Source organism: Caloramator fervidus (assembly GCF_900108045.1).
In the GTDB taxonomy this organism is placed as follows: Bacteria; Bacillota; Clostridia; order Clostridiales; family Caloramatoraceae; genus Caloramator; species Caloramator fervidus.
In genome coordinates this window covers 1-26148 of record NZ_FNUK01000011.1, presented here as the reverse complement: position 1 = coordinate 26148, position 26148 = coordinate 1, and the positions used below count along the sequence as shown (strand labels likewise).

27 protein-coding genes, 1 pseudogene and 1 riboswitch are annotated in these 26148 nt (G+C 29.5%); of the genes and pseudogenes, 7 read left to right on the top strand and 21 right to left on the bottom strand.

What is annotated here, in order from left to right:
* Window positions 1–6 precede the first annotated feature (6 nt).
* The 4 genes from C4R78_RS05000 to C4R78_RS04990 all read right to left on the bottom strand — a co-directional run bounded on the left by C4R78_RS05000 (window position 7) and on the right by C4R78_RS04990 (window position 3440).
* A complete protein-coding gene (locus C4R78_RS05000) occupies window positions 7–915 on the bottom strand; it encodes a PucR family transcriptional regulator (RefSeq protein ID WP_103896002.1) in 909 nt (302 codons plus the stop codon).
* Between the two features lie 11 nt (window positions 916–926).
* Window positions 927–2036 (bottom strand): ABC transporter ATP-binding protein, encoded by a 1110-nt coding sequence (locus tag C4R78_RS04995; RefSeq protein WP_103896001.1) that lies wholly within the window; start codon window positions 2034–2036, stop codon window positions 927–929.
* A gap of 103 nt (window positions 2037–2139) precedes the next feature.
* Complete coding sequence (locus tag C4R78_RS09395; protein ID WP_159945827.1) at window positions 2140–2283, bottom strand: hypothetical protein; 144 nt, start codon at window positions 2281–2283, stop codon at window positions 2140–2142.
* Window positions 2284–2342: 59 nt separating this feature from the next.
* On the bottom strand, window positions 2343–3440 hold the full coding sequence (locus C4R78_RS04990) for a hypothetical protein (protein WP_103896000.1): 1098 nt from the start codon (window positions 3438–3440) through the stop codon (window positions 2343–2345).
* 98 nt (window positions 3441–3538) lie between these two features.
* Between C4R78_RS04990 and C4R78_RS04985 the strand changes: the two genes are divergently transcribed.
* A complete protein-coding gene (locus C4R78_RS04985; protein ID WP_103895999.1) occupies window positions 3539–4564 on the top strand; it encodes a YkvI family membrane protein in 1026 nt (341 codons plus the stop codon).
* A 97-nt stretch (window positions 4565–4661) separates the two neighbouring features.
* Here C4R78_RS04985 and C4R78_RS04980 read toward each other — a convergent pair whose 3' ends face one another.
* Window positions 4662–4817 (bottom strand): hypothetical protein, encoded by a 156-nt coding sequence (locus C4R78_RS04980; protein ID WP_341456810.1) that lies wholly within the window; start codon window positions 4815–4817, stop codon window positions 4662–4664.
* A gap of 236 nt (window positions 4818–5053) precedes the next feature.
* Window positions 5054–5258, bottom strand: a pseudogene (locus C4R78_RS04975) (LacI family DNA-binding transcriptional regulator); the annotation flags it as partial.
* 91 nt (window positions 5259–5349) lie between these two features.
* Here C4R78_RS04975 and C4R78_RS04970 point away from each other — a divergent pair.
* Together C4R78_RS04970 and C4R78_RS04965 are read left to right on the top strand one after the other, a co-directional pair.
* A complete protein-coding gene (locus C4R78_RS04970) occupies window positions 5350–7623 on the top strand; it encodes a bifunctional diguanylate cyclase/phosphodiesterase (protein WP_103895998.1) in 2274 nt (757 codons plus the stop codon).
* Window positions 7624–7702: 79 nt separating this feature from the next.
* Entirely contained in the window at window positions 7703–9319 is a 1617-nt protein-coding gene (locus tag C4R78_RS04965; RefSeq protein WP_103895997.1) for a Na/Pi cotransporter family protein, read from the top strand.
* A 39-nt stretch (window positions 9320–9358) separates the two neighbouring features.
* Here C4R78_RS04965 and C4R78_RS04960 read toward each other — a convergent pair whose 3' ends face one another.
* A complete protein-coding gene (locus C4R78_RS04960; RefSeq protein WP_103896032.1) occupies window positions 9359–10744 on the bottom strand; it encodes an NCS2 family permease in 1386 nt (461 codons plus the stop codon).
* Window positions 10745–10799: 55 nt separating this feature from the next.
* Window positions 10800–10901, bottom strand: a riboswitch (purine riboswitch).
* Between the two features lie 112 nt (window positions 10902–11013).
* Window positions 11014–12321 (bottom strand): transglutaminase domain-containing protein, encoded by a 1308-nt coding sequence (locus C4R78_RS04955; RefSeq protein WP_103895996.1) that lies wholly within the window; start codon window positions 12319–12321, stop codon window positions 11014–11016.
* Window positions 12322–12393: 72 nt separating this feature from the next.
* On the opposite strand from C4R78_RS04955, the gene C4R78_RS04950 reads away from it, so the two are divergent.
* Window positions 12394–13095, top strand: coding sequence for a hypothetical protein (locus C4R78_RS04950; RefSeq protein ID WP_103895995.1), 702 nt, complete (start codon window positions 12394–12396; stop codon window positions 13093–13095).
* Window positions 13096–13111: 16 nt separating this feature from the next.
* Here the strand turns inward: C4R78_RS04950 and panD are convergent, their stop codons facing one another.
* From panD to C4R78_RS04930, 4 genes are read right to left on the bottom strand one after another with little or no spacing between them, the layout of a single operon-like run.
* Window positions 13112–13492, bottom strand: coding sequence for an aspartate 1-decarboxylase (gene panD, locus C4R78_RS04945; RefSeq protein WP_103895994.1), 381 nt, complete (start codon window positions 13490–13492; stop codon window positions 13112–13114).
* An 11-nt stretch (window positions 13493–13503) separates the two neighbouring features.
* Complete coding sequence (gene panC / locus C4R78_RS04940) at window positions 13504–14349, bottom strand: pantoate--beta-alanine ligase (RefSeq protein ID WP_103895993.1); 846 nt, start codon at window positions 14347–14349, stop codon at window positions 13504–13506.
* Window positions 14350–14360: 11 nt separating this feature from the next.
* Window positions 14361–15197, bottom strand: a complete 837-nt coding sequence (gene panB / locus C4R78_RS04935) for a 3-methyl-2-oxobutanoate hydroxymethyltransferase (protein WP_103895992.1) — start codon at window positions 15195–15197, stop codon at window positions 14361–14363.
* Between the two features lie 3 nt (window positions 15198–15200).
* A complete protein-coding gene (locus tag C4R78_RS04930; protein WP_159945825.1) occupies window positions 15201–16037 on the bottom strand; it encodes a Rossmann-like and DUF2520 domain-containing protein in 837 nt (278 codons plus the stop codon).
* 151 nt (window positions 16038–16188) lie between these two features.
* Between C4R78_RS04930 and C4R78_RS04925 the strand changes: the two genes are divergently transcribed.
* Window positions 16189–18000 (top strand): SpoIID/LytB domain-containing protein, encoded by a 1812-nt coding sequence (locus C4R78_RS04925; protein WP_159945823.1) that lies wholly within the window; start codon window positions 16189–16191, stop codon window positions 17998–18000.
* 18 nt (window positions 18001–18018) lie between these two features.
* On the opposite strand, the gene C4R78_RS04920 is transcribed toward C4R78_RS04925, so the two are convergent.
* From C4R78_RS04920 to C4R78_RS04900, 5 genes are all read right to left on the bottom strand, one after another.
* Window positions 18019–18678, bottom strand: coding sequence for a phosphatase PAP2 family protein (locus C4R78_RS04920; RefSeq protein WP_103895989.1), 660 nt, complete (start codon window positions 18676–18678; stop codon window positions 18019–18021).
* Between the two features lie 82 nt (window positions 18679–18760).
* Window positions 18761–19426, bottom strand: a complete 666-nt coding sequence (locus C4R78_RS04915) for a hypothetical protein (RefSeq protein WP_103895988.1) — start codon at window positions 19424–19426, stop codon at window positions 18761–18763.
* Between the two features lie 140 nt (window positions 19427–19566).
* Window positions 19567–21150: a sodium:neurotransmitter symporter family protein gene (locus C4R78_RS04910; protein ID WP_103895987.1), complete on the bottom strand. Its 1584-nt coding sequence runs from the start codon at window positions 21148–21150 to the stop codon at window positions 19567–19569.
* Window positions 21151–21362: 212 nt separating this feature from the next.
* Complete coding sequence (locus C4R78_RS04905) at window positions 21363–22013, bottom strand: helix-turn-helix domain-containing protein (protein ID WP_103895986.1); 651 nt, start codon at window positions 22011–22013, stop codon at window positions 21363–21365.
* 45 nt (window positions 22014–22058) lie between these two features.
* Window positions 22059–22451 carry a secondary thiamine-phosphate synthase enzyme YjbQ gene (locus tag C4R78_RS04900; protein ID WP_103895985.1) on the bottom strand — a complete coding sequence of 131 codons (393 nt, stop codon included), beginning with the start codon at window positions 22449–22451 and terminating at the stop codon, window positions 22059–22061.
* 90 nt (window positions 22452–22541) lie between these two features.
* Between C4R78_RS04900 and C4R78_RS04895 the strand changes: the two genes are divergently transcribed.
* On the top strand, window positions 22542–23648 hold the full coding sequence (locus C4R78_RS04895) for a S1C family serine protease (RefSeq protein WP_103895984.1): 1107 nt from the start codon (window positions 22542–22544) through the stop codon (window positions 23646–23648).
* Between the two features lie 13 nt (window positions 23649–23661).
* Here the strand turns inward: C4R78_RS04895 and C4R78_RS04890 are convergent, their stop codons facing one another.
* The gene (locus tag C4R78_RS04890) at window positions 23662–23883 is read right to left on the bottom strand and encodes a DUF3892 domain-containing protein (protein ID WP_103895983.1); all 222 of its coding nucleotides are present in this window, start codon (window positions 23881–23883) and stop codon (window positions 23662–23664) included.
* 114 nt (window positions 23884–23997) lie between these two features.
* Here C4R78_RS04890 and C4R78_RS04885 point away from each other — a divergent pair, with 114 nt between their 5' ends.
* A complete protein-coding gene (locus C4R78_RS04885) occupies window positions 23998–24195 on the top strand; it encodes a 4Fe-4S binding protein (protein ID WP_103895982.1) in 198 nt (65 codons plus the stop codon).
* A gap of 26 nt (window positions 24196–24221) precedes the next feature.
* Here C4R78_RS04885 and C4R78_RS04880 read toward each other — a convergent pair whose 3' ends face one another.
* From C4R78_RS04880 to C4R78_RS09480, 3 genes are all read right to left on the bottom strand, one after another.
* Window positions 24222–25217 (bottom strand): SPL family radical SAM protein, encoded by a 996-nt coding sequence (locus C4R78_RS04880; RefSeq protein ID WP_103895981.1) that lies wholly within the window; start codon window positions 25215–25217, stop codon window positions 24222–24224.
* Window positions 25189–25986 carry a 5'-methylthioadenosine/S-adenosylhomocysteine nucleosidase family protein gene (locus C4R78_RS04875; RefSeq protein WP_103895980.1) on the bottom strand — a complete coding sequence of 266 codons (798 nt, stop codon included), beginning with the start codon at window positions 25984–25986 and terminating at the stop codon, window positions 25189–25191. Before C4R78_RS04875 ends, C4R78_RS04880 begins: the two co-directional genes overlap by 29 nt.
* A partial coding sequence (locus C4R78_RS09480) for a hypothetical protein (RefSeq protein WP_207654276.1) occupies window positions 25955–26148 on the bottom strand: 194 nt, incomplete at its 5' end. The genes C4R78_RS09480 and C4R78_RS04875, both read right to left, overlap by 32 nt.

Below are 26148 nucleotides of genomic sequence, written 5' to 3'. Positions count from 1 at the left end.
CTCCCCCTACTTTCCTTTTAAATTAAATATAGCTATAACCGTTTTAAATACCATAGCTTCTTCAAATTTCTTTATATCAAGCCCTGTAAGGTTTTTTATTTTTTCAACTCTATAAAGAAGGGTATTTCTATGAAGATACAATCTTCTTGAAGCTTCACTTATGTTAAGATGACATCTAAATAAAACTTCAGCTGTATTTATAAGTTCTTTATCCTTATAAACGTAATAAAACCCATCATATCCTCCATTTAAATAAAAATCTATTTTGGAAGCGTCGCTTTCTGAAATTATACCATAAAGTATCATTTTATCAATATGAAACAATCCTTCATTATATCCTAAATTTTTTGCAAGAAAACATGAAATCTTAGCATGAACAGCAGAATTTTTTATAGTATAACTTCCTTTCACAGCTCTTCCACAACCTATTAATATATTAGAAAAACCTTCTTGCTTTAATTCATCAATTATTGATTGAGCTTCTTCTTCAAAATTTTCTACTTCCTTTACTATATAAAATCCCTCTTCATCTTCAACTAAATCTACTTTGCATCCTTCGTAGATGCTTTTTAAAATATCAACGCATTTTAATGGGCACATAATATACATAACTGATTTATTTATAAATTTTCCAACAAGACTTTCATTTGGAACATCATTTTTTAAAATATGCTCAAGAGGCTGCAGAGTGTCTGCAGCCTCTTTTTTATAAAAAGAGTTATAATAAAATTCTATAAGATTACAAGCATCCCTTGATAACTTACCCTTTATAGCAAGTATATCCTCTCCCAATTTTATATAAGTAAATTCATCATTTTTAAGCCCTACATCTTTTCCTTCTTTTAAATTTCCATTTAAATCATAAAGTCCCATTTCATATTTTAAAATATTTTGTAAAGTATCACAAAGCGACATATATATCCTCCTTAGCAGACAGCAAGCTCTGTTTCCTTGTCAAATATATGCATCTTGTTCATATCTATAGCAAGCCTTATAACATCATCAACCTTAGCCCTGCTAGTAGGCTCTACCCTTGCAGTTATGTTCTTGCCTTCGCATACAACATAAAGATACGTCTCTGCCCCCATATGTTCAACAACTTCAACTTTAGCCTCAATTATGCTATTGCTGTGGGCATTTAAAAAGTCTGTGCTATCATCTATATTTTCAGGTCTTATACCAAATACTACATCTTTTCCTACATAACCCTGCTGTTCTATTATTTTTGCTTTATCTTCGGGAATTGGAAGCTTAACTTTACCGAATACAACGTATAAATAATCTCCTTCTTTTACTATTTTAGCATCTATAAAATTCATCTGAGGACTACCTATAAAGCCTGCAACGAAAATATTTGCAGGATGCTCATATATCTCCTGTGGTGGTGCTACCTGTTGAATTACACCATCTTTCATTACCACTATCTTTGTTCCCATAGTCATAGCTTCTGTCTGATCATGGGTTACATATATAAACGTAGTATTTAATCTCTTATGAAGCTTTGATATCTCTGTTCTCATTTGAACCCTAAGCTTTGCATCAAGATTTGATAAAGGCTCGTCCATTAAAAACACCTTTGGCTCTCTTACTATAGCCCTTCCAAGAGCTACTCTTTGTCTTTGTCCTCCAGATAAAGCCTTAGGCTTTCTATCTAAAAGATGTTCAATATCAAGTATCCTAGCAGCTTCCCTAACCTTTTTATCTATTATATCCTTTGGAACTTTTCTAAGCTTTAATCCAAATGCCATATTCTCATAAACCGTCATGTGTGGATATAAAGCGTAATTTTGGAAAACCATTGCAATATCTCTATCTTTTGGTGGAACATCGTTCATTAATTTATCCCCTATGTAAAGCTCTCCTGATGATATCTCCTCAAGCCCTGCTATCATTCTTAAGGTAGTAGATTTACCACACCCGGAAGGTCCAACTAAAACCACAAACTCTTTGTCTTCTATTTCCAAATTAACATCTTTAACAGCTACAACGTTTCCAGGATAAATTTTATAAACATTCTTTAAAACAACCTTTGCCATAAAAATCCCCCTTAAAATTCTTAACTTTAATAATATAATAACAAACAAAAAAAATACCTTAAATGTATAAGGTATACAAATAAAATAAGCAAACTAAACAAAATTAAATAACCTTATTAGCCCTATTACAGCTTTTACCTTTAACCTTTTCTTTCTTGGGCAATATAAAGTTTAAAATGCCCTCAAATTTCTTTTTAAATCTTATCCATCTGATGTTAATAACTTTAATATCTTTTCCCCAACTCATAAACCCACCCCAACTTATTTCTTAATTATAATTATACTTTCAAATTTAAAAAGTTACAATCAAAATTGTTTGATTTGTCTGAATTTTTTGCTTTCAAAGTCATAAATCCAATCTCCCTTCAACTTTTTTTCTTCCTGTGTTGCTCCGGATTTAACATCCACCTTAAAAACAAACTCCTTATCGGATATAAAGAAAGGATCCTTTAACGAAAATACATCTCCTTTAAATTGAGATTCAAAGGAAAGCTCAATTAAAGTCCCATCATCACTATTATATGCTTTTATATCGCTTTTTCCTCTTTTATCTTCAGTTACTACTAAAATTTTTTTGCCATCAGGAGATATGATTACTAGATTTATTACTTTATTCAAAAAATAATCTAAGGCTTTAAACTTAACTTGTTTTTGTTCTTTTTCTTCCTTTTCTTCATCTTCCTTATCCTGCTGTGTTCCTTGAGTTTCCTCTTGTCCTTTTTCAGCCACCTTAAAAACTTGCTCTTCAAGTTTTACAACCCCAACAAAGGAATTTTCATCTACGCTTGATATAACAAACATATCCCCTTCGCTGCTTACAGCACAGGGCCCAAACTTTTTTTTAGGAACTTGATACTTTTGTTCTAAAGATAACATATTTTGAGCTGAAACAAAATTAGGAAGCTCATCAAGGGATATTACAAATTCTTCTTTTGAATTTTCCTCCATCCTTTTGTATAATTTTTTACCCTTTGAATATATCTCTGTTGAGGTTTCCCTTTTTATTTCATCTATAAGCATCTTCCCATCCTTAAGTATAATCTTGTATTTAAACACATCATCAGAAAAATAAGGATATCCTAAATAAGCGTTAAAAACATGAACTTTATATTCACTTTCCTCTCCTTCGGTTTCAATTTTATATCCCACAGGCCTTGGTTCATCTAAAACCTTTGAAACGTTATAATTTTGCTTTAAGTTTGAGCTATAATAAGAAGACATAGCATTTATATCCCTTTTCATTGCATGAAACATATAATTGTTTAAAAATTCCTCCGCAGCCTTTTTATCTATTCTTTCAATTTTAACCTCCGTTTTATCAGAATTCGATTTTTTATTTTTATCTGGACAACCTGTTAATAATAGCAACATAATAAATAACATTACTGCAAATATCCTTTTCATACCATCACCTACCTTTTTTATTTATTTTTCCTCAAATTAATCATTATTATTAATTTTTTTTCATATCATAGTCTTGTAGTAATATTCATGGTGATAAAGTGAAGGAGTTAAAAATTGCCTTTGTATTTGTAGGAACAATAATAGGTGCTGGATTAGCCTCTGGTCAAGAAATACTTCAATTTTTTACAGTATATGGCTCAAAAGGATTTTTAGGCATTATTTTGTGCTGTATTTTTTATATATTTTTCTCAAAAATAATAATAGAACTTTCTATAAAATTTAAATTTAAATCCTACAAGGATTTTATGGATTTTATATTTGGCAGATTCAGCTTGTTAAGCGATATCATCTATTCCTTTTTTATATTTGCAAGCAATGTAATAATGATTTCTGGCTCTGCAACAATGTTATATGAGTACTTTCATATTGATAAAAAAATAGCCGTCATATTTGTAAGCCTTATAGTCCTTATAATATCTCTTTTTTCCACCAAAGGAATTATAGAATTTAATTCTTTAGTGGTTCCCTTTTCAACCCTTAACATATTAGTCCTTGGTCTATTTGTCTTTTTTACACAAAAAAACGCCTTTTATCACATATCAAGCATATATAAACCATTAAAATCAAACTGGATTACATCATCAATAATATACTCTGCCTTTAACATAATGTCCCTAGTTGGAGTTTTTACCCCAATGATGGATGAAATAAAAAATAAAGGAGCCTTTTTAAAAGGCTCCATTATAGGAAGCATAATATTAACAATAATGGCATCTTTTATAAACTTTTCAATAATGTCCTTTTATCCTCAAAGTTTTATAAAAGAAATACCTAATTTATATATAGCAAAGTTTTATGGTAAAATTCTTCCCACAAATCTTCTCATTGCTATTTGGCTTGAGATGATATCTACGGAAATAAGCGATATATATGCCCTTTCAAATAGATTCAAAAGTCTACTAAAACTAAGCTATAGAAAAACGGTTTTTTTAATAATAGCCGTATCAATTCCATTTTCCCTTATAAGTTTTTCAAAACTTATAAGGATTATATATCCACTTTATGGAGTTATAAGCCTTATATTTTTGATAATAAGCTCTATTAAAGCTTTTTTAATCCGCTAATTTAAGCTTTACTTCTTTTTCAAGATATATTTCATTATCATAAACTAAAACCTTTAAAGGTTCCCCACATAAAAGGCTTAATACAACATACTCTTTATCAACCAAAACCAAATACTATTCCCATCCATGACCCAGCCATATTAGCAGCATGAATTCCATCTTTAGTATTTCCATGGTGATCATCAAGGTCCATCCTTGCAGTCCTCATAAAATAATCATAAGCTTTATCTAGGTATCCAATATCACAAGCCACTATGCTAAAAATACAAGAAGATAATGAAGAGTCGTTGGTAGTTATTTTTGATGCCTATAAATAACAAGAGGATGATAATGTAAAAGAAGAGGATATTTTTCCCTTGGAGTATTCTTAAAACTTTTTCATATACTCAATTTGTTCACTTTTTATACTATCATATCCTTTATAAACTGCTTTATTTAAAACATCATCCTTTATCCTAAATAAATCATTTTCATTATAATCCCTTGATTATCAGGAATCATAACTCTAACAGTTTTTGTTTCTTTTACCTTTAAACTCCTTGCTACGGCATTAGGATTATAATCGAGTTCCTTTATTGCTTTTAAAACTTTTTCCCTTGTTTTTCAGATACAGAAGGATGATTATTTAAAACCCTAGATACAGTTCCTATCCCAACCCCTGCTTTTTTGCTACATCTTTAATTGTTGCAGCCATTGTTTCATAATTTTCATTAAATTTCAACATAAGTATTTTGTTTTCAACAAACTTATTGTATAATAATCTAAAAATACCTGGAGGAATTTTAATGAAGCTTCAACGTAAAATACTAAAGGATATGACATTATTGGCTATTTTTCTTGTATTTATTTTTTTATTTACTGCAAGGTTTTTTATAATAAATTCCATAATTGAAACAGATAAACAAAGAGCTATTGAAAGAATAAATAGGTTAAATAAATACATTTTAAAACATCAAAACATTTTATATAACCTTTGTTTAGATTACTCAAAATGGAAGGAAACTTACGATTTTATAACAAATAAAAATCAAGATTATATTAAATTAAATTTTTCCTTTTCAAATTCCTTTGATAAAAACGGCGTAAATTTTTTGTTCATTCTAGATAAAAAAGGCAACATAATATATGAAAGATATAATTCAAATAGCACTGCCGATGAAATACTAAATAAAACCCTTAAGAAGGATATATTAAAGGACATTAAAACATATATACAAAATTATAATAAAGACACTGCTGGAATAAACAATTACAAAAACGTTCCTACAATATTAATTATACAAGCTGTTGAAACAGGTAAATTAAATAAAAATGGATATTTTGTAGTTGGAAAATATCTAAACGAAGAAGAAATATCTGAAATAAACGATGAATTAACCATAGATATATGCTGTATAACAAACATTTTTAGCAGTGACTTACAACATAAAGATAGCTACATAATAGTTCCAACAACGTTTAAAAATATATTCGGTAAACCCTCTATAACTTTTAATATTAAATATAAAATGAATTTTTATCTAGAAACTTTAAAAAACATTAAAATATTTTTCTTAACATACACCTTAGTTATAATTTTATCCACTTTATATTTTATGTTTAAAATCAAAAAAACTGTTTTAGATAGGGTAATTATAATAAAAGACACGGTAGATGAAATTACAAGAACTTCTAACACAAAAATTAGAATCTCTCTTAATGGAAATGATGAAATCTATATTCTTTCTTGTGGTATAAACAAGATGCTAGATACAATAGAAAACATGACAAAAAAATTAGAAAATAACATTAAAAATTTTTATCAATTAGCCTACTATGATACATTAACTAAACTTCCTAATAGAAACCTTGCTATAAAACATATTGAAGAACTTATAAAACAAAACAAAACTTTTAATGTTATCCTTATTGATATAGATAATTTTAAAATTTTAAACGATGTCAAAGGACATTTTTTTGGAGATGTTGTATTAAAACTTATATCTAAAAAATTAACAAGTAAAATTAACAATGGGTTTATATCAAGGTTTGGCGGAGATGAATTTTTAGCCGTTTTAGAAAATGATTCAGAAATTCAAATTATAGTAAACAATATAATAGAAATGTTTTCAAGTCCTTTATTAATTAAAGGCGACAAAATATATATAGATATATCAATGGGGATTGCATCTTTTCCTAAGGACGGAACAAATCTTCAATGTATATTAAAAAATGCTGAAATTGCAATGTATCACGCAAAGAAAAATAAATTAAACTATCAATATTTCGACACATCTTTAAACGAAAAAGCTTTAACAAGCTTTGAATTAAGCAACAAAATTAAAGAAGCACTAGAAAACAATGAATTTGCATTATATTACCAACCTATATACAGCCTTACGGAAAATAAAATAAAAAGCGCAGAAGCTTTACTCAGACTTTTTAGTAAAAATACTTCTATGTCTCCTGATAAGTTTTTGCCTATTGTAAAGGATTTAGGCCTTATAAATGAAATAAACAACTGGGTTTTAGACAATGCTTTTAAACAATTAAGTATATGGAATAAATATAAAAAAGATTTTTCAATTTCAATAAATATTTCTTTTTCTCAAATATACAGTCAAGACTTTATAGATTTTACAAAAGAATGCATTAAAAAATATAAAATAAACCCTAAAAATATAATCTTTGAAATAACAGAAGATGAAACTTTAGAGGATATAGATAAAGCCTCTTACATTTTAGATTCCTTAAAAAACATTGGAATAAAAATTGCAATAGATGACTTTGGAACAGGTTATTCTTCCTTAGCATATATTACAAAACTTCCTGTAGATATTTTAAAAATTGACAAATCCTTAATAAAAGATATTGAAAAAGAAAAAAATATTGAAATAATTAAAGCAATTTTATCAATATCTAAAACTTTAAATTTTTCTGTAGTAGCTGAAGGAGTTGAAACTCAAAAACAGCTAGAAATTTTAAAAAATTTAAAAGTAGAAAAAATTCAAGGATATATACTGGATCCTCCCCTTAAAGCATATGAATTTGAAACAAAATATATTAAAAGCAAAACTTAATATAAACTTAACATAGATTTAACATTGTTTTGTTATTATTGTGTTGCTAATTACTTTTACAACGGAGGTAGAGTATGGTATGAATTACAAAAATGTTTTTGAGCTTTTAGGTGGGCTTGGCCTTTTTATTTTTGGTATGAAAATAATGGGGGATGGCCTACAAAAAGCCGCAGGAAACAGCCTAAAAAAAATTCTTGAAACTTTAACAAAAAACAGAGTTCTTGCCATACTAGTAGGTACTTTGGTTACAGCTATAATTCAAAGCAGCAGTGCTACAACGGTAATGACAGTAGGATTTGTTAATGCAGGACTTATGAATCTTTATCAAGCAGCAGGAATAATAATGGGAGCAAACATCGGAACAACTATGACAGCACAGCTTATAGCTTTTAAACTTACAGATATAGCTCCTTTGGCCATTGCCATAGGAACAGCCATAACAATGTTTGCTAAAAGAAAAAGAACAAAGGACATTGGAGAGATAATCTTAGGTTTTGGTATGCTATTTGTTGGAATGAAGATGATGGAAAAATCCATGAGACCATTGACAGAACTTGAAGGTTTTAAAAATTTAATAATAACAATAGGTCAACATCCTATAATGGGTGTTCTTGTAGGGTTTGGAATGACAGCAATAGTTCAAAGCAGTAGTGCAACTATAGGTATCTTACAAGCTTTAGCAGGATTAAATGCCATGCCTCTTTCTGTTGCCCTTCCAATACTTTTTGGAGATAATATAGGAACCTGTGTTACTGCTCTTCTTGCAAGCATAGGAACAAATAAAAATGCAAAAAGAGCTGCTTTAATACATTTAACATTTAATATAATTGGAACTTTAATATTTATGGCTATACTTCCTATTGTTGTAAAACTAATCCCTATATTAGGTGGGGATATAAAAAGACAAATTGCAAATTCCCACACTATATTTAATATTACAAACACAATAATTCAAGCACCCTTCATACCTTTATTAGTTAAATTTGTTAATTGGATAATTCCTGGAAAAGAAGAAAAAGAAGATGTTATGGCCCTTGAACATCTTGATACAAGACTTTTAGAAACTCCTTCAATTGCTGTAGGACAACTTATAAAAGAAGTTGTAAGAATGGGAAAACTTGCTTCTAAAAACCTCTCAACAGCAACAGAAGCAATAATAAATGGTGATGAAAACGCTATAAAATCAGTATTTAAAACAGAAGAAGTAATAAACTTTTTAGAAAGAGAGATAACTCAATTTATGGTTTCTCTTTCTAATACTTCTTTATCTGAAGAACATTCTAAGATTGTATCCGGCCTTTTCCATGTTGTAAATGACCTTGAAAGGGTTGGAGACCATGCCGATAACCTTGCTGAACTTGCAATATATAAAATTGATAACAAACTTCCTTTCTCTGAATCTGCTATATCTCAATTAAAGGAAATGTATAAAACTGTTAAAGATGCCCTTGATTTAGCAGTAGAATCCCTTGAAAAAACAGACTTTGAAAAAGCAAAAAATGTAATTCTAACCGAAAAGAAAATAGATGAACTTCAAAGGAAATTTAGAGAAGACCATATAAATAGACTTTCAAAAGGAGTATGTAACCCAGTTAGCGGAACAATATTTTTAGATATTTTAAGCAACCTTGAAAGAATCGGAGACCACTCAAATAATATTGCTCAAATGGTTCTTGACCAAGAACACAAAGATTAAAAAGCGGCAAGGAAATCCTTGCCGCTTTTTATATTAATTCTAATGGGGGAATATTGTAAACCTTAATATAAACAATATAGCTAAAACATACAGTAAAGGATGAACTTCTTTAAATCTTCCTGTTACATTTTTTACTATAGGATAGAATATAATTCCTGCTGCTATACCATTTGCAATGCTGTAGCTAAAAGGTATTATAGATATTGTAAAAAATGCAGGAAGAGCTTCAGTAAAATCTTCAAAATCTATATCTTTAACTGCCCCCATCATTAAAACACCCACTATAATAAGGGCAGGTGCCGTAGCTTCAGGAGGAACAACCCCAACTATTCCTTTAAAGAATAGGGAAAGCAAGAATAAAACTCCAACGGTAAAAGAAGTTAGGCCTGTTTTACCCCCTTGGGAAATTCCAGCTGTTGATTCTACATAAGTTGTAACAGTGCTTGTTCCAAGTAAAGCTCCACAAGCTGTTGCAACAGCATCAGCTAAAAGAGCTTTATTCATATTTTTCATTTTTCCATTTTCATCAAGCATATTTGCCTTTTGAGCAGTTCCAACTAAAGTTCCAATAGTATCAAACATATCAACTAAACTAAAGGATATAACAATCATAATAAGGCTAGATAAAGCTCCTAAAATTCCACCCTTTAAGCTTAAAAGCCCTTTAAAATCAAGCTTCATAAATGTAGGTGAAAGGGATGGTGGCATGCTTATAATCTCTGCCCCGTTTAAATTAGTAATTCCCATGGGGATTCCTATTATAGTTGTAAGAATAATGCCTATCAATATTGAACCTTTTACCCTCCTTGCCATCAATACTGAAGTTATTATAATTCCAATTAAAGTTAAAAGAGCATGCTTGTCCGTAAATTTCCCAAAGCTTACTAAGGTGGCAGGATTATCAACTATAATACCACCGTTTTTAAGGCCTATAAAGGCTATAAAAAGTCCTATGCCTGCTGATATAGCAAGTTTTAAATTTTTAGGCAAAGCATCTACTATTTTTTCCCTTAAAGAAGTTACCGTTATTATTATAAATAAAATTCCAGATATAAATACCGCAGCTAAAGCCTGCTGCCAAGTATATCCTAAATTTATACACACGCTATAAGTAAAAAATGCATTAAGTCCCATGCCTGGAGCTTGAGCAAAAGGAAGATTAGCGTATAAAGCCATAATAAAGGTTCCTATCGCTGCTGAAATTGCTGTTGCAGCAAAAACAGAAGCTACTACCGGATCGTTTATAGCATTAAATCCTGAAGCTAAATCTCCTATGACACCTTTACTATTCATTCCTGCAAACTTTAATATATTAGGATTTACAAATATTATATAGGCCATAGTGATAAATGTTGTTATTCCTGCAAGTATTTCCGTTTTAACATCTGTTCCTGCTTCTTTAAGCTTAAATAGTCTTTCAAGCATCACATAACCCCTCCTTAAAAAATATTGCCATCCAGCTATGGAGAGCTAGATGGCAATATCCCCCTAGCTCATCCATAGTCGAGGAGTTTACGGCCCCTCGGTAGAGACTCCCAAGCCATATTCTTGGGATTATATGGATGGCCTTAAGCTTATTCTGTTGATTTTATATTAACACATCTTAATATTTTTGTCAATTATATTACTTGTTTGTATAATATATTTCGATATTTAACAAAATATATTATACAATACAAAATATATAATTCGAATTAATTTTGATGCTTATACGGAACTGAACCAGTTCTAGGATATCTTGCCATGTCAAAGCTATGATCTTGTAAAATTTGACTATCGGTTATAATAAAATAATCATATCTTATAACATCTATTTTTCCTCCATTTACAACAGGGTCATCAAAGGTAACATCCACATGATACCAAGTCCCGTCTAATTTTACCATGTTCCAAGCATGAGGCAGACCATTGGCAAACCCAAAAACTATTTTAGATTCAACACCTACCATACTTAAAAGCATATTAAAAGCTGTGGCATAACCATCACATACTGCAACACCGTTTATCAAAGTCCCATAAGGGGTATGGGAAACCTCTGGTATTGTATCATTTAAAACATTTAAATAATCATATTTAGTATTCTTTATGATATAGTCATGAATAACCTTTACCTTTTCATAGTCAGACATCTCTGGTTTTATTATATCCTCTATTATGCTTTTTGCTTTTTCCTTTACTTTATTTCTCATCAAAATTAAATCTTCCTTATTAAACATATACTCTAATAATACCACCACATTAGAATCAAAGGATATATAACCATAGGACTTTATATAATAAAGTTCTCCATTATCCTCTAAAACTTTTGCTATATAATCAAATATAATATCTGTACCTTTACTTTTTATAGAATCTGAAAACATAAGATAAATCCTATCATTTAAATTGTAAATTCCATTCTTTAAAGCCCTATACAATTCATCTTCATTTTTTACTATAATCCTTGGACCTGACCTTTGATAACTTGATAAATTAACATAAGAAAAATTAAAATCAACAACAACCTGACTTGGCATTAATTTAAACTGATAAATTTTATATGAAAAACCTGATACAAAATACATTGAAGTTGAAAGATCTAATGAGCTTATAACTGTCTTAAAATCATAATTTGGGGTATAATTATTTACCTTTACAGATACATTTTTTCTGCCAGACTTTATAACTGATAATAAAATATTTTCAAGTTCATCTTTGTTATTGGCTACATAATGGGCAGATTTATAATTTAAGTAAACATAAGTAGTTTTTTTATACTTTTTTATCCTTATTTCAGATACTACATATTTTGTATTTTTATATTTTAACATTACATTTTTTACAACATAGCCAGCGTTAAATTTTGAATAATCATATCCATACAATTTAACAACACTTTTTTTATACAAAACAGCATCTTTTAAAGAACTATAAAACTTGTTATAATATTTGTTTGACGAAGCTTTAACATTTATGTTTAAAAGTAATATGATAAAAAAAATAATATATATCTTCTTTTTCAAGACTTTATCCCCCTTGAATTAACTTAAAAATATTTTATACTTATTTTTTATATTTCATCAAGAGGTGAAACTATGGGAATTTATGTTGATATAGATCTAGATTTTTTAGTAAAACCTATAAAACAAGAAGGAATAAACAATAAAAGGCTTTATAAAGGCGAAGAATGTTTTGTAAGCGATATAGAAGAATTTATTTTGAATTTAAAGGAGCATGGCCTTTTAAACACAAAACAAAAAAAGTTTTTCACAAACCACAAAAAATCATACACATATTGGTGGATAAACAGAAGCTTAAACAACACAGTTATCCACATAGATGCCCACAGCGATCTTTATAGAAATAAACAAGAAAATCTTACGCTTTTAAAAGACACAGATATGAACTGTGATGATTATATGTGGTATGCAATAAGAGACGGATTTATAAGCAAAATATACTGGGTTGTTCCTTATAATTCTTATAATCTTAACGACCCAAAGGTTGCTGAAAAATTTGTTCCTCAAAAGCTTGTAAAATCTATAAATATAAAAAACAACTGCATAGACTACACCCTTGAAGTTATAACAAGACTTGGAATAAAAAATATAGAATACTCCATTTTAACCTTTGAAAACCTTCCAAACTTTAAAGAAATAGAACTTTTAACCGTTGCAACCTCTCCAGAATTCTACTCTGAAAAAGCCGATACCTATATATTCAAAGCCCTTAGCCTTTTAGGAGCTACAGAAGAAGAACTTGAAAGAATCAAAAAATTTCATGAAAAAATGATATAAGCACCCAAAGGGGTGCTTATACTATTTTACCATGTTCTTCATGTAAATATTCAACAATCCTATTATTATCATCAACAAGAATAACCTTTGGCTTTAAAAACTTTGCCTCTTTTTCCTCCACAAAACAATAAGCCATTATAATTATCTTATCCCCCGGATGAACAAGCCTTGCTGCAGCTCCATTTAAGCAGATCTGCCCTTTACCCCTTTCTCCTTTTATAACATAAGTGTCAAATCTTTCTCCATTGTTTATGTTTACTATTTGCACCCTTTCATTTTCGTATATGCCAACAGCATCCATCAGCTCTTCATCTATTGTTATACTGCCTACATAATTTAAATTTGCTTCAGTAACAGTTGCTCTGTGTATTTTAGCCTTTAGCATATTTAAAAGCATAACCATCCTCCTTATACTTTTACAACAGTATTATCTATAAGTCTTGTTTTTCCAATTTTAACTGCAATGGCAATTAAAACTTCACCTTCTATTTTTTCTAAAGGCTTTAAATTTTTATTATCCACAATTTCCACATAATCTATAACAGAATCTTTGGCTGTATTTATAAGTTTAATCATTTCACCCTTTATTTTTTCTACATTCCTTTCTCCATTTTTAATTAAATCCTCTGCCAGTTTCAAAGATTTATACAAAACTAAAGCCTGTTTTCTTTCATCTTCACTTAAATAAACATTTCTTGAACTCATAGCAAGGCCGTCTTTTTCCCTTACTATGGGACATGGAACTATTTCAACATCCATATTTAAATCTTCCACCATTCTTTTTATTACCGCAAGCTGCTGAGCATCCTTTTGCCCAAAATATGCCCTTGTAGGCTTTACTATGTTAAAAAGTTTTGTTACTACTGTTGCAACTCCTCTAAAATGTCCTGGCCTTGAAGCCCCGCACAGCCCTTCAGTAAGATTTAAAACTTCAACATAGGTAGAGTAATCTTGTCCATACATATCATCTTTATTAGGAATAAACATTATATCGCATCCTGCCTCACTACAAACCTTTATATCCCTTTCCTCATCCCTTGGGTATCTGTCATAATCTTCATTTGGCCCAAATTGAGTAGGATTTACAAAAACGCTTACAACCACAACTTCATTTTCTTCTCTTGCCCTTTCTATAAGGCTTTTATGGCCATCATGAAGATAACCCATAGTTGGAACAAATCCTATAGTCTTTCCTTCTTTTACTATGGAATTAATTTTCTTTTTCATGTCAGATACCTTTCTTATTATCTCCATTTTAAGTCCCCCTAAATTTCTTTTTTTATCTCCTCTATTATTGTTTTATCTATTTTAAACGAATGTATATCCTCCGGAAAACCACCGTTTTGAACATCTTCTATATATTCCTTTATAGCACCTTGTATATCTTCTTTAAGATTTCTATATCTTTTTACAAACTTAGGAACAAAATCGCTAAAAAGTCCTAACATATCGTTTACAACAAGTATCTGGCCATCACAAAACCTTCCTGCTCCTATCCCTATAGTTGGAATAGATACAGATTCGGTTATAAGCTTTGCTACCTCATCAGGAACTGCCTCTAAAACTATAGCAAAAACCCCTGCCTCCTCTAGATACTTCGCATCCTCAACAAGCTTTTTTATCTGCTCTTTAGATTTTCCTTGAACTTTAAAGCCACCAAGTAAATTGACTGACTGAGGCGTAAGCCCTATATGTCCCATAACTGGTATCTGAGCCTTTACAATTGCCTTTACCTTATCTAATACTTCAACTCCTCCTTCTAGTTTTACAGCATGACATCCTCCCTCCTGAATTAATCTTCCTGCATTTTTAATGGATTCTTCAACAGATACATGGTAGGATAAAAATGGCATATCTCCAACGATCAAAGCATTTTTTGCACCTTTAACTACCGCTTTTATATGATGAATCATATCATCAAGGGTTACAGAAAGAGTATTTTCATATCCTAAAGCAACCATGCCTAACGAATCTCCAACTAAAATTCCATCTATTCCTGCTTCATCTATAATCTTTGCCATAGAATAATCATACGCTGTAAGCATGGTTATTTTTTTGCCGCTTTTCTTTGCTTCTTTAAAATATGAAACTGTTTTTTTCATAGTCTACCCCCTCAAAATTTCCTCTATTTTATCAAGCTTTTCTTTTTTACCTTGAACATTTTTTAGTCTTTCTATACAAAGAGCAATTTTCCCAAGTTCTTTATATATATTTTTATAAATACCTGCATTTTCTACATGCCTTTTAACAGTTAAATAATCTCCTCTTACAATAGGACCTGTTAATGCCCCTTCTACTCCTTTTTCTTTTATATTATTAAGGGCCCCCTCCATTAAAGGATATATAGCATCTATTATAAATTCTTCTTTTATTCCAGATTCTAAAAGTAACTCCTTAGATATCTTCGCTAAAGAAACTAAATAATTAGAAGCAAAAACCGCAGCTAAATGATACTTAGCTTTATTTTCTTTTTTTATTAAAAAATATTTAATTTGTGATTTTTGTAAAAAATCCTTTATGCCTTCTATATTATCTCCCTCTAAAGAAAATATAACACCTTCTAATTTTTTAAAACAATTTCTATCGGTAAAGGGATATAAAGGATGAAGACAATAGCACCCTAAGCCTAAATCCTTATAACCATCAAATACATCAAGGCTTAGGCACCCACTCATATGGAATATTCTTTTCCCCTTGAGATTAAATTTTTTAAGACTTTGCCAAACCTCTGATATGACATCATCGGGAGTTGTAATAAATATATAATCAGAAACTTCTACAAGCTCCTTCATAGAAAGAGGCTTTGATTTAGTAAACAAAGCAGCTTCCTCTGAGGATTTCAAACTTCTGCTAAAATAACCTGAAATTTCAAGTCCCTTTTCAAAGAGGTAGCGCCCAAAGGCAGAACCTACCTTTCCTGCACCAATAAATCCTATTTTCATACTAACACCTCTTTGCCCAAAGTCCCGCTCCATAAAGGATGCAGGCTAAAGTTAATTTTATCACTTTTTTTGATATTAAACAATAAAAATTACCTTTTAATTAATAAAATATTATTGTAAAATAAACTAAGAAAAATAAAGAGGTGGTATGATGAGAAAGGATAGTCCTTTAAAATATATACTTCCAATATTGTTTATACTAATAGCCTTATCATATTTCCTATTTTTTATGCCTTCAAACATAGATTGTGGAATATTAATCGAAAAAAAAGAATTAAAAAATTCATATAAATTAAAAATATTATGCGGAAAAAATACAAAATGGGTTACAGTAAAAAAAGAAGATTTTATAGAATCTGAAGCCTATAAAATAAAGCTTAAAGGATTAAGAACCGTTTATATAAAACCTTTAAAATCAATAAAAGGCAAAGTTTTTGCAAAAGATATTAATACTATCAACATAGATGATAAAATTTATAATCTTAACAATACATTTTACTACTTAACCCAAGGTAAAACTTATAAATTAGTAACCCCAAACTATGTAATAGTAGGCCTTAACTATAAATTTATACTAGATGATAACAACATAAAAGCAATTTTAATAACTTATCCTAAAATTGAAAAAATAAGGGTGGGACTGTCTAATCAAGATTTTTCTTCTTATGACCACAACATAATAACTATTACCTCAAAAAAAGGATTTAATATATTTTCAAAAGATTTTCAAATACAAACAAAAGGAAAAGACGTCGTTACCTTCAGTCTTCTAAACGATAAAATAAAAGTTGAATTAAATAAAAATATTTTCATTACAGATAAAAGAATATTTATATATCCAAAAGAATCACCAATTTTAATAACATCCCTTAGAAGAAACAACGGATATATTCCTGAGTATTTTGGAAGTATAGAAATATTTTTAAACAATAAAAAACTTAGAATAATAAATGAAATAGATATTGAAGATTACTTAAAATATGTAGTCCCCTCTGAAATGCCGGGATATGGAGGAGTAGAAGGATATAAAGTTCAAAGCGTCGCAGCAAGAACTTATGCTATATCAGAAATTCTAAATGGAAGATTTTCAAAGTATGGATTTAACATAGACGATACAACAAAAAGCCAAGTTTATAATGAAAGACCTACAAACGACCTTTGTAAAAAGGCAATTGAAGAAACAAAAGGCGAAGTTTTAACATATGAAGGTAAAATAATAGATGCAAAATATTATTCAACTTCCTGTGGATTAGGTGCAGCATACGATGAATTTTACAAAGAACCATTAAAACAAAATCCAAAGCCTTACCTTGATTTTAAAAACTATACAAATGAAAACATTGCTAGAATAGATTCAAAAGAAAAAGCATCAAAATTTTTTAAAGATTGGACTTTAAGTGCTGTGGATTCTAACTCTCCATATTTCAGATGGAAATTTACACTACCCTTTAGTGAAATGAATAAAACTATAAATGAAAACATATATAAAAGATATTTAAAAAATCCAAACGACTTTAAAGAAAAATGGTTTTTAAACTTTTATAAAAAAGCTAATATCCCTAAAGAAGGTATAGGAGATATAAAAGACATATATATATCAAAAATAAGCCGTAGTGGAATTCCTCAAGAAATGATAATAATAACCAATGTAAAAAAGATTAAAATTTTGGGGCCTTCAAACATTAAGTATATATTAACTCCTAAAGAAATAAATATTGAAACAATATCAGGATTAAAATTTAAAACTGAAAACATTCCTTCTCCATTTTTCATAATAGACAAAATATATAATAAAAACAAAATCAAAGAAATAACCATATTTGGAGGAGGATATGGCCACGGAGTAGGTATGAGCCAATATGGAGCTATGAATCTAGCAATAAAAGGGAAAAATTATAGGGAAATTCTAAGCTTCTTTTATAAAGATATTAAAATACAAAACTATAATGAGATCTTATATTAAAGGCACCCTAGGGTGCCTTTATCTATTGATTTCAAGCGGATATCTTTGCTTTACCCTATCTAATACAACACTATGATTAAACGCAAAATATATAATATAAGAAACTATTATTCCTGCTAACACATCATAAACATAATGCTGTTTTATAAAAAGAGTCGAAAGTATTATACTGACAGCTATCAATGTGGATATCATTTTATAATTTTTAAGTATACCTTCCCTGTTTACATAAATAGCTGCTAAGCATGAATTTATAACATGAATACTAGGAAAACAATTATATGGGTTGTCCTTTTTGTAAATAAAAAACACTAATTTCGTAAACACATCCTCCCCCTTTAACAAAGGCCTTGAAACAGTTGTTGGAAAAAAATAATATATTATACAACTTATACCCATACCTACTAAAATACTTAACAAAAGCTTGAAATATTTTTTCCCATCTACCACAGCAAAATAAATTAAAACAGCAGCTATATAAATATACCAATAAAGATATGGTATTACAAAATACTTATTAAAAGGAATCATATCATCTAATACAGTTTTTAAATGATATACCTTTCCCCTGTAATTGTTAAGAATAAGGTATATTTTACTTAGAAAACCTATTGACAAAGAAAACAAAAGCCTAAAAATTATACCCTTATAATTAACTTTTATTTTCTCCATTAGCATAGCAACCACCAAAAAATATTTTATACTTTATAATATATCCTACGCAAACATCATGTTAAACAAAAATAGGCTGCTTGGCAGCCTATACAAACATTTTTCTATGTTTATATGCTAAATAAATAGTATAAGTCGACGTAACTAACATTATAATTCCTAAAACCAAAGATCCTGTAAAAATAAATTTAACAGCCTGTAATGATTTTCCATAAACCTTTGCAATATCCATTAAAAAGTCATCCAAGTTATTTCTTACAAGATATGCATTCTTTAATATTATAGTTGAATTTAAAACCGTCATTGGCATTACAGATAAACCTAGTATAAGTCCGTTTAAACTTCTTTTTTTCATTCCCCTTAATCCTAAAAATATAGGGATTATCATCAAAAGAGGAAGCATATAGGAAAGATATTGAGGAGATAAAATCATAAAAAGCATGCAACTTATTGTAAAACTTAAAGTTATATTTTTTAAAGGCTTTAAGTTATCTTCAAAATCATATATGGCTGCATAACAATATCTTATAAAAACCTCTAATTTATTCTTAAAATCCACATCCTCCTTTAAAAGCTCTCTTCCATTTTTTATTATGCTATCTAGTATAATCTTCTTATCTTTTTTAATTTCAAGACCTTTATATATACTTTTTATCCTTTCAATATCATAGATATACTTATCTTTATTTTTTAAATTCATAAGCTTTATTTTCTTTATAAGATCATCAAAAATACAAAACAAAACCTTGTCCATAAAATCCCTCCAAAAATGCCTCCCAAAAGGGAGGCAATTATTATTTACTATGCTTTAAAAGAGAACTTAAAGTTACAAAAACAGCTGCAAATATAACACCCCAAGCAAGTATCATAAAGGTTAAAGCTCCGTAAGACACATTATCCCCTCCTTACAAGGACCTTTCCCTCTTGAATTTCTTTTCCATACTTTCTTCCTATGTTTTTATATGCCTGAGTAAAGCCTACTATTAATATAAAGAGCATAACAAATCTTGCTAAAAGAACCCATGGAACAAGTTCAGGAGTTTTTTCTACAAAGCTTGGTATCCATTTAAAGTATCCTGCCTTTATATAATCCTTTGTTGAAAACACAAGAAGTATAATTATTGTAATAGGAGTTAGAAATTGAATAAAAATATTATAAAAGGCCTTTGATACCTTCCAAAAGCTACCTTTGTTCATCTCCTCAAGCCCTTTAATTCCTAACAACCATCCAGTTACTATAACCTCTAAAAGCCCAAGAACTACAAGTAAATAGCTTCCAACCCAATTATCAAGTTCAGTAAGGTAGGCAAGCTCTGCAGTTTTTGTAAGAATAGGTTCAAGAGCAACCGGAAGACCAAACAATATATATATTAAAAATACCAAAACTGAACCCGTCTTTCTTGGCATTCCAACTTCCTCTTCAAATAAAGCCACAAGATAGTTATACATAGCAATAGCACTTGTAAATCCTGCAAAGAACAAAAGTAAGAACCAGAAAGTTCCAAATATCCTTCCTCCAGCCATTTCTCTAAATATATTTGGTAATGCTATAAAGGAAAGTCCAACGCCGCTTTTTAATCCTTCGGGGCCTAAGAAGGTATAAGTTATTGGAATAGCAATAGTTCCTCCAAGGATAACTTCAGCAAGCTCATTTAACGAAACAGTTGCAAGTCCAGAAAGAACTATATCGTCCTCAGGTTTTAAATATGAAGCATAATTTTGAATTATTCCCATACCAAGGGATAGGGTAAAGAATATCTGTCCTGCTGCTGCAAGAGCTGATGTCCAATTAAGGTCCTGCCATCTTGGAGACCATATAAAATCAAGTCCTGCTATTGGAGTCCATTCAGGCTTTATAGGGGATCCTAAAGTTAATGTTCTAATTATAAGAATTATACCAAACACATAAATCGTAGGCATCATGAATTTTGCCCAAGCCTCAATACCTTTTTGTATTCCCCTCATTACAGCAAAAGCTAAAATTGCAAGAGCAATAATCCAGAATAAAACAACTTTAAAAGGATTTTGAATATATTTAACAAAATACTCTCCCGTATTTATAGCCTTATCCATATATCCGCCAGAGGCAGTCTCATAAGCATATCCTAAAGTCCACCCTATTATGTGATTATAATAAGAATTAAGCAAAACTGTAACACCAAGGGCTAACGCTCCTGCTAAACCTCCAAGTATTCTTGCAATTTTGGGACTTGTTCCTTCCCTTGCTTGAAGATAAACCATAGGACCTAAAGTTCCATGCCCATATTTTCCACCATATCTTCCTTGATTCCATTCAACAAGCATTAAAGGAATACCAAGAAGTATAAGTGCGGCAAAATATGGAATCATGAAAGCTCCTCCGCCATTTTTAGCAGCCTGATAAGGATATCTCCAAAAGTTTCCAAGTCCTACGGCATTTCCAGCCATAGCTAAAATAAGCCCCAACTTACTCCCCCAGTTTTCTCTTTTTTCAGTCATTTACATCCCCCCATCTACTGAATTTTAAATATAATAATACTTCATTTTTCAGAAAAGTTCAACGTATTTTTTTGTATTTGTTAATTATATAACATCTAAAATTATCTCGGGAGGATGTAAAACACATCAAAAAGCTTAAAGTCAGCATTCTTGTTAAGTTTTGTTAAAATAAAGTATTAATAAAAATTAAAATCACTGATATAACGTTAACATTACAAATCTATCTCCAATTTTATGCACTTTCCTATAACAGTGAAGGATTTTATATCCAAAGTTTCAGTTTTTATATCATTTCCATGGCTTATTATTATAACTTTATTTGAATCTAATCTTTTAAGCTGTCTTATATATCTTTTTCCTGCTATATCAATTAAAAATATACTGTTGTTTTCTATTTCAGAGGTTTTAAAAAGCATTATTTTATCTCCCTTTGATATTTTAAATCCTCTCATAGAATCATCGGGAGCTTTAATAAAAATTATTTTATCTTGATTATAACCTTCTATTTTTTTATCTATAACTGGCATTAATTTGTAATCATAAATTTCTTTAAAATAAACATCACAAACAGGAACTTTTTTTATAATGTTTGAAAAAGCATCTTCTATATCTTTATTTATTGGTAAATTATCATAAGTTTTTATATTTTCAACAGGCTGTTGTATATCTTCATATAAATCATCCTCAAGACTTACATTTAAAATCTTTTCAAGCCTTTTTATCATATTTTCATTTATAATTTTTTTACCCATTTCAATTTCCGTTATGTAGCTTGGGGAAACCCCTAATTTCTTTGCAAGTTCCTTAATACTTATAGCTGACCTATTTCTCGCCTCTTCTATCTTTTTACCTATTCTATTCATAACTTGTCACCCCATCATGTTTTTATTATTTATTATTTCAATTATTTATCCTTCTATAACCTTTACATAAAATTTTCTACTTCTTGGTCCATCGAATTCGCAAAAATATATACCTTGCCATGTTCCAAGTTTTAAAGTGCCATTTTCAATTATAACTGTAACAGAAGAACCAAACATTGATGCCTTTAAATGGGCATCGGAATTGCCTTCTATGTGCATATAGTTCCCCCTTTGTGGAATAAGCCTATCTAGAGTATTTATCATATCATAAACCACATCAGGATCAGCGTTCTCATTTATAGTAACTGCGGCTGTAGTATGAGGAACAAAAACAACAGCTATTCCATCTTTAACATTTTTGCTTTTTACAGCCTCTTTAACATAATAAGTTATATCTATAAACTCTTCCCTTTTTGAAGTTTTTACTGTAAACTCCATATAAATTCCTCCTTTTATTAATAAAAAATTTAAATTTTTCTCACCAACTTTTAAACATAAAATTTTATGATAATAAATGGAGGTGATAAAATGAAAAAGCATTTTAAAACCTTAATTTTGTCAATAATAAGTTCAGTAACAACATCAATTATATTAGGTTCTATATTCTTTATTAATAAACAAGAAACATCATGTAAAACTTTTCCACAAAACTTAATGTATATAAGTACCTCTAACGCTAGTAGCTCCCTTACAATTCCTCAAATTGTAAAAAAAGCTGCTCCATCTGTTGTCGCAATCAAAACATCAATAACGGTTCCAAATAGATTAAATCAAGCATTATCTCAAACAAGTTCAGAAGGATCCGGAATAATATTTGATGCAAATGGATATATAATGACCAATTACCATGTTGTTGAATATGCAGATCCTAAAAATCCTTATAGTAAGTATACTACTTTAGAGGTATTTTTGCCAGATGGTAGACAATCTAAAGCTCAATTTATAGGTGGAGATAAAAAAACCGATCTTGCCGTTATAAAAATATCCCTTGATAATTTACCTGTTGCAGAACTTGGAAATTCAGATTCCCTTGAAGTTGGAGAACTTGCTGTTGCAATTGGCAACCCCCTTGGAATAAACTTTGCAGGAACAGTTACATCAGGAATAATAAGCGCTGTAAATAGAAAAGTTCAAATAGGAGATAAAGTATTAAATTTAATTCAAACCGATGCCGCAATAAACCCTGGTAACAGCGGAGGAGCCTTAGTAAATTCTAAAGGACAAGTTATAGGAATCAATACAGCTAAAATTTCTAATTTAGGACTTGAAGGCTTAGGTTTTGCAATTCCTATAAATGATGCAAAACCAATAATTGACCAACTAGTTATGTTCGGCTATGTAAAAGGAAGACCATTTATAGGAATATCAGGAAGAGAAATAACCCAAGCCATATCAAATATATATAAAATTCCTCAGGGAATATATGTAATATCAGTAACTAAAGGTAGCGGAGCTGAAAAAGCAGGAATAAAAGTAGGGGATATAATATTAAAACTTGATAATAAAAGAGTAATATCGCTTTTAGAATTAGAAAATATAAAATCAAAATATAAAGCAGGAGATACTGTTGAGGTTGTATTATACAGAGACGGAAAACAAATAACCACAAAACTTACATTTAGTGAAGAAAAATAACCCCCTTTGGGGGTTATACTTCTGGTAGATTCTCAACATCATCAAATCTATTAGCCCCTAAAACCGAATGAATTGTAGGATGACCGTATTCATCAACTCCTAAAATAGCCCCTTTTATTTTCCCTTCTTTAACCATTTCAACAGCTTCATTTTTGCTTACAATTTCCCCATTGTTTAATTCAAAAGAAATAATATTGCCTTCATTATCCCTTAAAACTTTAACTATTTTAAGCATAAAATCCCTCCAAAATTATTATGCGCTAAAATATGAATTTTATATCTTGCAGAAAAACTTGTTATGTTATATAATTATTTTAGATACCCCTTATAGGTATTTGGAGGTGTAAATATGAAAAAGGCATATATAGATCCAAACATATGCGATAGATCTCCTTTTTGCCCTGCAAAAAGAGTATGTCCAACAGGTGCAATAACTCAAGAAGTAAAGCTTTTTGGTGCATCCACCCCTAAAGTTGATCAAAACAAATGCATAGGCTGTGGAAAATGTGCCCAAATATGCCCTCAAAGAGCTATTAAAATGATTTAATGCTGCCTCTTGGCAGCATTTTATCATTAATATATTTTTTCTTTGTCTATATACTTTTTAATTTCGTCTATAACAAATTCCCTCATATAATCCTCATCTTTATAACTTACATACCCTTTTTTATCTTCAAAGGAATAAGAAAATACTTTAGAATAAGGATTTAACTTCCTTATTCTTTTCATATGTTCTTTGCTTACCCTAAAAGCACCAACGTTTACATCTCTTATAAGTTCTTTATCTAATTCACTAAAAATCTTTTTTATAAAATTTTTATATACATGCTCAAAATTTTTTATTTTTATCAAAGGCTCAATTGAAAGCCTTACCTCTAAACCCTTTGATTGAGCCATTTTTATATCCTTAAGCCTTAAATCAAGGGAAGGCGTTTTATTTTCATATAAAGAAATTACTTCTTCAGGTAAAAGCGTCCAAGCAAATATTACATTATCAGGAATCTCTAAATCAAAAACAAGATTAAAATTTGAGCTCTTTGTCCTTATTTCAAACAAAATGTTTTTGTTATATTTTGCATATTCTATATAATCTTTACAAAATCCTGTTAAACCTTCAAAGGCTAAAATATCTGAATCGTATGAAAGAGCAACATAAATTTGTTTATCTTTAGATTCTATATCCATGCTGTTTAAAAAATCCTCTATATTAACGAATATAACGATATTTGATGAGTTATATAATCCCTTTAAATAACAATATTCACAGTCATATATGCAGTTTAAAATATTAGAAGCATAGAAAAAATTTCTATAACCAAAATTCTCACAAAGCTCAGAACCTTTATATAAAAAATCATCCTTTTTTCTTGCTAATATAAGTTTTTGGCTTAACTTTTGAATTAAAAAATTCTGTTTTGGTCTGTTAAAAACTTCTTTGTAATCATCAATTAATATTATGTTTTTATTGTTAATTTTATCTAATATTTTTCTGGTTTTTTCATGATCTAAAATTTCTTTTTCAACATAAACATGGGAAAATTTATTCTGATATAATTCTAATAAGCTCATTGTAATACTTCTTCCCTTCATTTTTATTTTTAACTTTAAGCTTTAAAAACCTATCTATTTTATTTAAATCCTCTTTTCTTAGTTTAAAAGAAATGTAATTTTTTATAAATTCATTTTTTTGAAACTCCGTCAAACTTAAATTATCTACTATGGTATTTATAACAATTTTATCATTAACATCAAAAAACTCATCTTTTTTAAAGGCTTTATTAAGGCAATTTATATAATCCTCTACATATTCTACATTTTGCTTTACTATATCATAAACAAAATCAAAATCTAATCTTTCTCCATCTAATTTATCTGAAACTATTTTTATAAGCTGTATCTTATGAGGTGGCAAAAATCTAGATAGGGCCTCAAAAAAAGCACTCCCCTCCATATCACACAAATCTTCTACTTCAAAATTTACCACCTTTGAAAAAGTTTCTAGAAAACCTTCTTTAAATTTATGCTTAAGTAAAATATCTGGATAAAAAGTCCTTTGTGTATCATAGTCTTTCAGCTTATTTATTAAAACAGCCTCTCCAATTTTTCTTTTTCTACTTCCTGCAATTCCTATATTTAAAAAAGCATTACAATCCAAATTTTTGCTTACTAAATAAGTAGCACTAGAGGATGCATTTATCTTTCCATATCCTGATATTATAAGCTTTATATCATCGTTTTCAAAAACCTCAAAAAAATTTTCCTTCATATTTTTTTTAAGATCAAATTTTTCTATTAAAGGTTTTGCTTCAACATAAAGTGCACATTGAATTAATATCATAACAACCACCCAACTTAGTTATAACAGCATTAGAAAAGTTAGTCAATAAAAAAGGCACCTTTAGGTGCCTACAGACCGTCGACAAACCCCACTTTTCAAAAAACGAAAAGTGGGGTTTGAGTATTTTTACAAGCATTTTTGATAAATATTTTATAAATACAA

Coding starts and splice junctions, on each gene's coding strand:
- C4R78_RS05000 (WP_103896002.1), bottom strand. CDS start 915: ATGTCGCTTTGTGATACTTTACAAAATATTTTAAAATATGAAATGGGA.
- C4R78_RS04995 (WP_103896001.1), bottom strand. CDS start 2,036: ATGGCAAAGGTTGTTTTAAAGAATGTTTATAAAATTTATCCTGGAAAC.
- C4R78_RS09395 (WP_159945827.1), bottom strand. CDS start 2,283: ATGAGTTGGGGAAAAGATATTAAAGTTATTAACATCAGATGGATAAGA.
- C4R78_RS04990 (WP_103896000.1), bottom strand. CDS start 3,440: ATGAAAAGGATATTTGCAGTAATGTTATTTATTATGTTGCTATTATTA.
- C4R78_RS04970 (WP_103895998.1), top strand. CDS start 5,350: ATGAAGCTTCAACGTAAAATACTAAAGGATATGACATTATTGGCTATT.
- C4R78_RS04965 (WP_103895997.1), top strand. CDS start 7,703: ATGAATTACAAAAATGTTTTTGAGCTTTTAGGTGGGCTTGGCCTTTTT.
- C4R78_RS04960 (WP_103896032.1), bottom strand. CDS start 10,744: ATGCTTGAAAGACTATTTAAGCTTAAAGAAGCAGGAACAGATGTTAAA.
- C4R78_RS04950 (WP_103895995.1), top strand. CDS start 12,394: ATGGGAATTTATGTTGATATAGATCTAGATTTTTTAGTAAAACCTATA.
- panD (WP_103895994.1), bottom strand. CDS start 13,492: ATGCTTTTAAATATGCTAAAGGCTAAAATACACAGAGCAACTGTTACT.
- panC (WP_103895993.1), bottom strand. CDS start 14,349: ATGGAGATAATAAGAAAGGTATCTGACATGAAAAAGAAAATTAATTCC.
- panB (WP_103895992.1), bottom strand. CDS start 15,197: ATGAAAAAAACAGTTTCATATTTTAAAGAAGCAAAGAAAAGCGGCAAA.
- C4R78_RS04930 (WP_159945825.1), bottom strand. CDS start 16,037: ATGAAAATAGGATTTATTGGTGCAGGAAAGGTAGGTTCTGCCTTTGGG.
- C4R78_RS04925 (WP_159945823.1), top strand. CDS start 16,189: ATGAGAAAGGATAGTCCTTTAAAATATATACTTCCAATATTGTTTATA.
- C4R78_RS04920 (WP_103895989.1), bottom strand. CDS start 18,678: ATGCTAATGGAGAAAATAAAAGTTAATTATAAGGGTATAATTTTTAGG.
- C4R78_RS04915 (WP_103895988.1), bottom strand. CDS start 19,426: ATGGACAAGGTTTTGTTTTGTATTTTTGATGATCTTATAAAGAAAATA.
- C4R78_RS04910 (WP_103895987.1), bottom strand. CDS start 21,150: ATGACTGAAAAAAGAGAAAACTGGGGGAGTAAGTTGGGGCTTATTTTA.
- C4R78_RS04905 (WP_103895986.1), bottom strand. CDS start 22,013: ATGAATAGAATAGGTAAAAAGATAGAAGAGGCGAGAAATAGGTCAGCT.
- C4R78_RS04900 (WP_103895985.1), bottom strand. CDS start 22,451: ATGGAGTTTACAGTAAAAACTTCAAAAAGGGAAGAGTTTATAGATATA.
- C4R78_RS04895 (WP_103895984.1), top strand. CDS start 22,542: ATGAAAAAGCATTTTAAAACCTTAATTTTGTCAATAATAAGTTCAGTA.
- C4R78_RS04890 (WP_103895983.1), bottom strand. CDS start 23,883: ATGCTTAAAATAGTTAAAGTTTTAAGGGATAATGAAGGCAATATTATT.
- C4R78_RS04885 (WP_103895982.1), top strand. CDS start 23,998: ATGAAAAAGGCATATATAGATCCAAACATATGCGATAGATCTCCTTTT.
- C4R78_RS04880 (WP_103895981.1), bottom strand. CDS start 25,217: ATGAGCTTATTAGAATTATATCAGAATAAATTTTCCCATGTTTATGTT.
- C4R78_RS04875 (WP_103895980.1), bottom strand. CDS start 25,986: ATGATATTAATTCAATGTGCACTTTATGTTGAAGCAAAACCTTTAATA.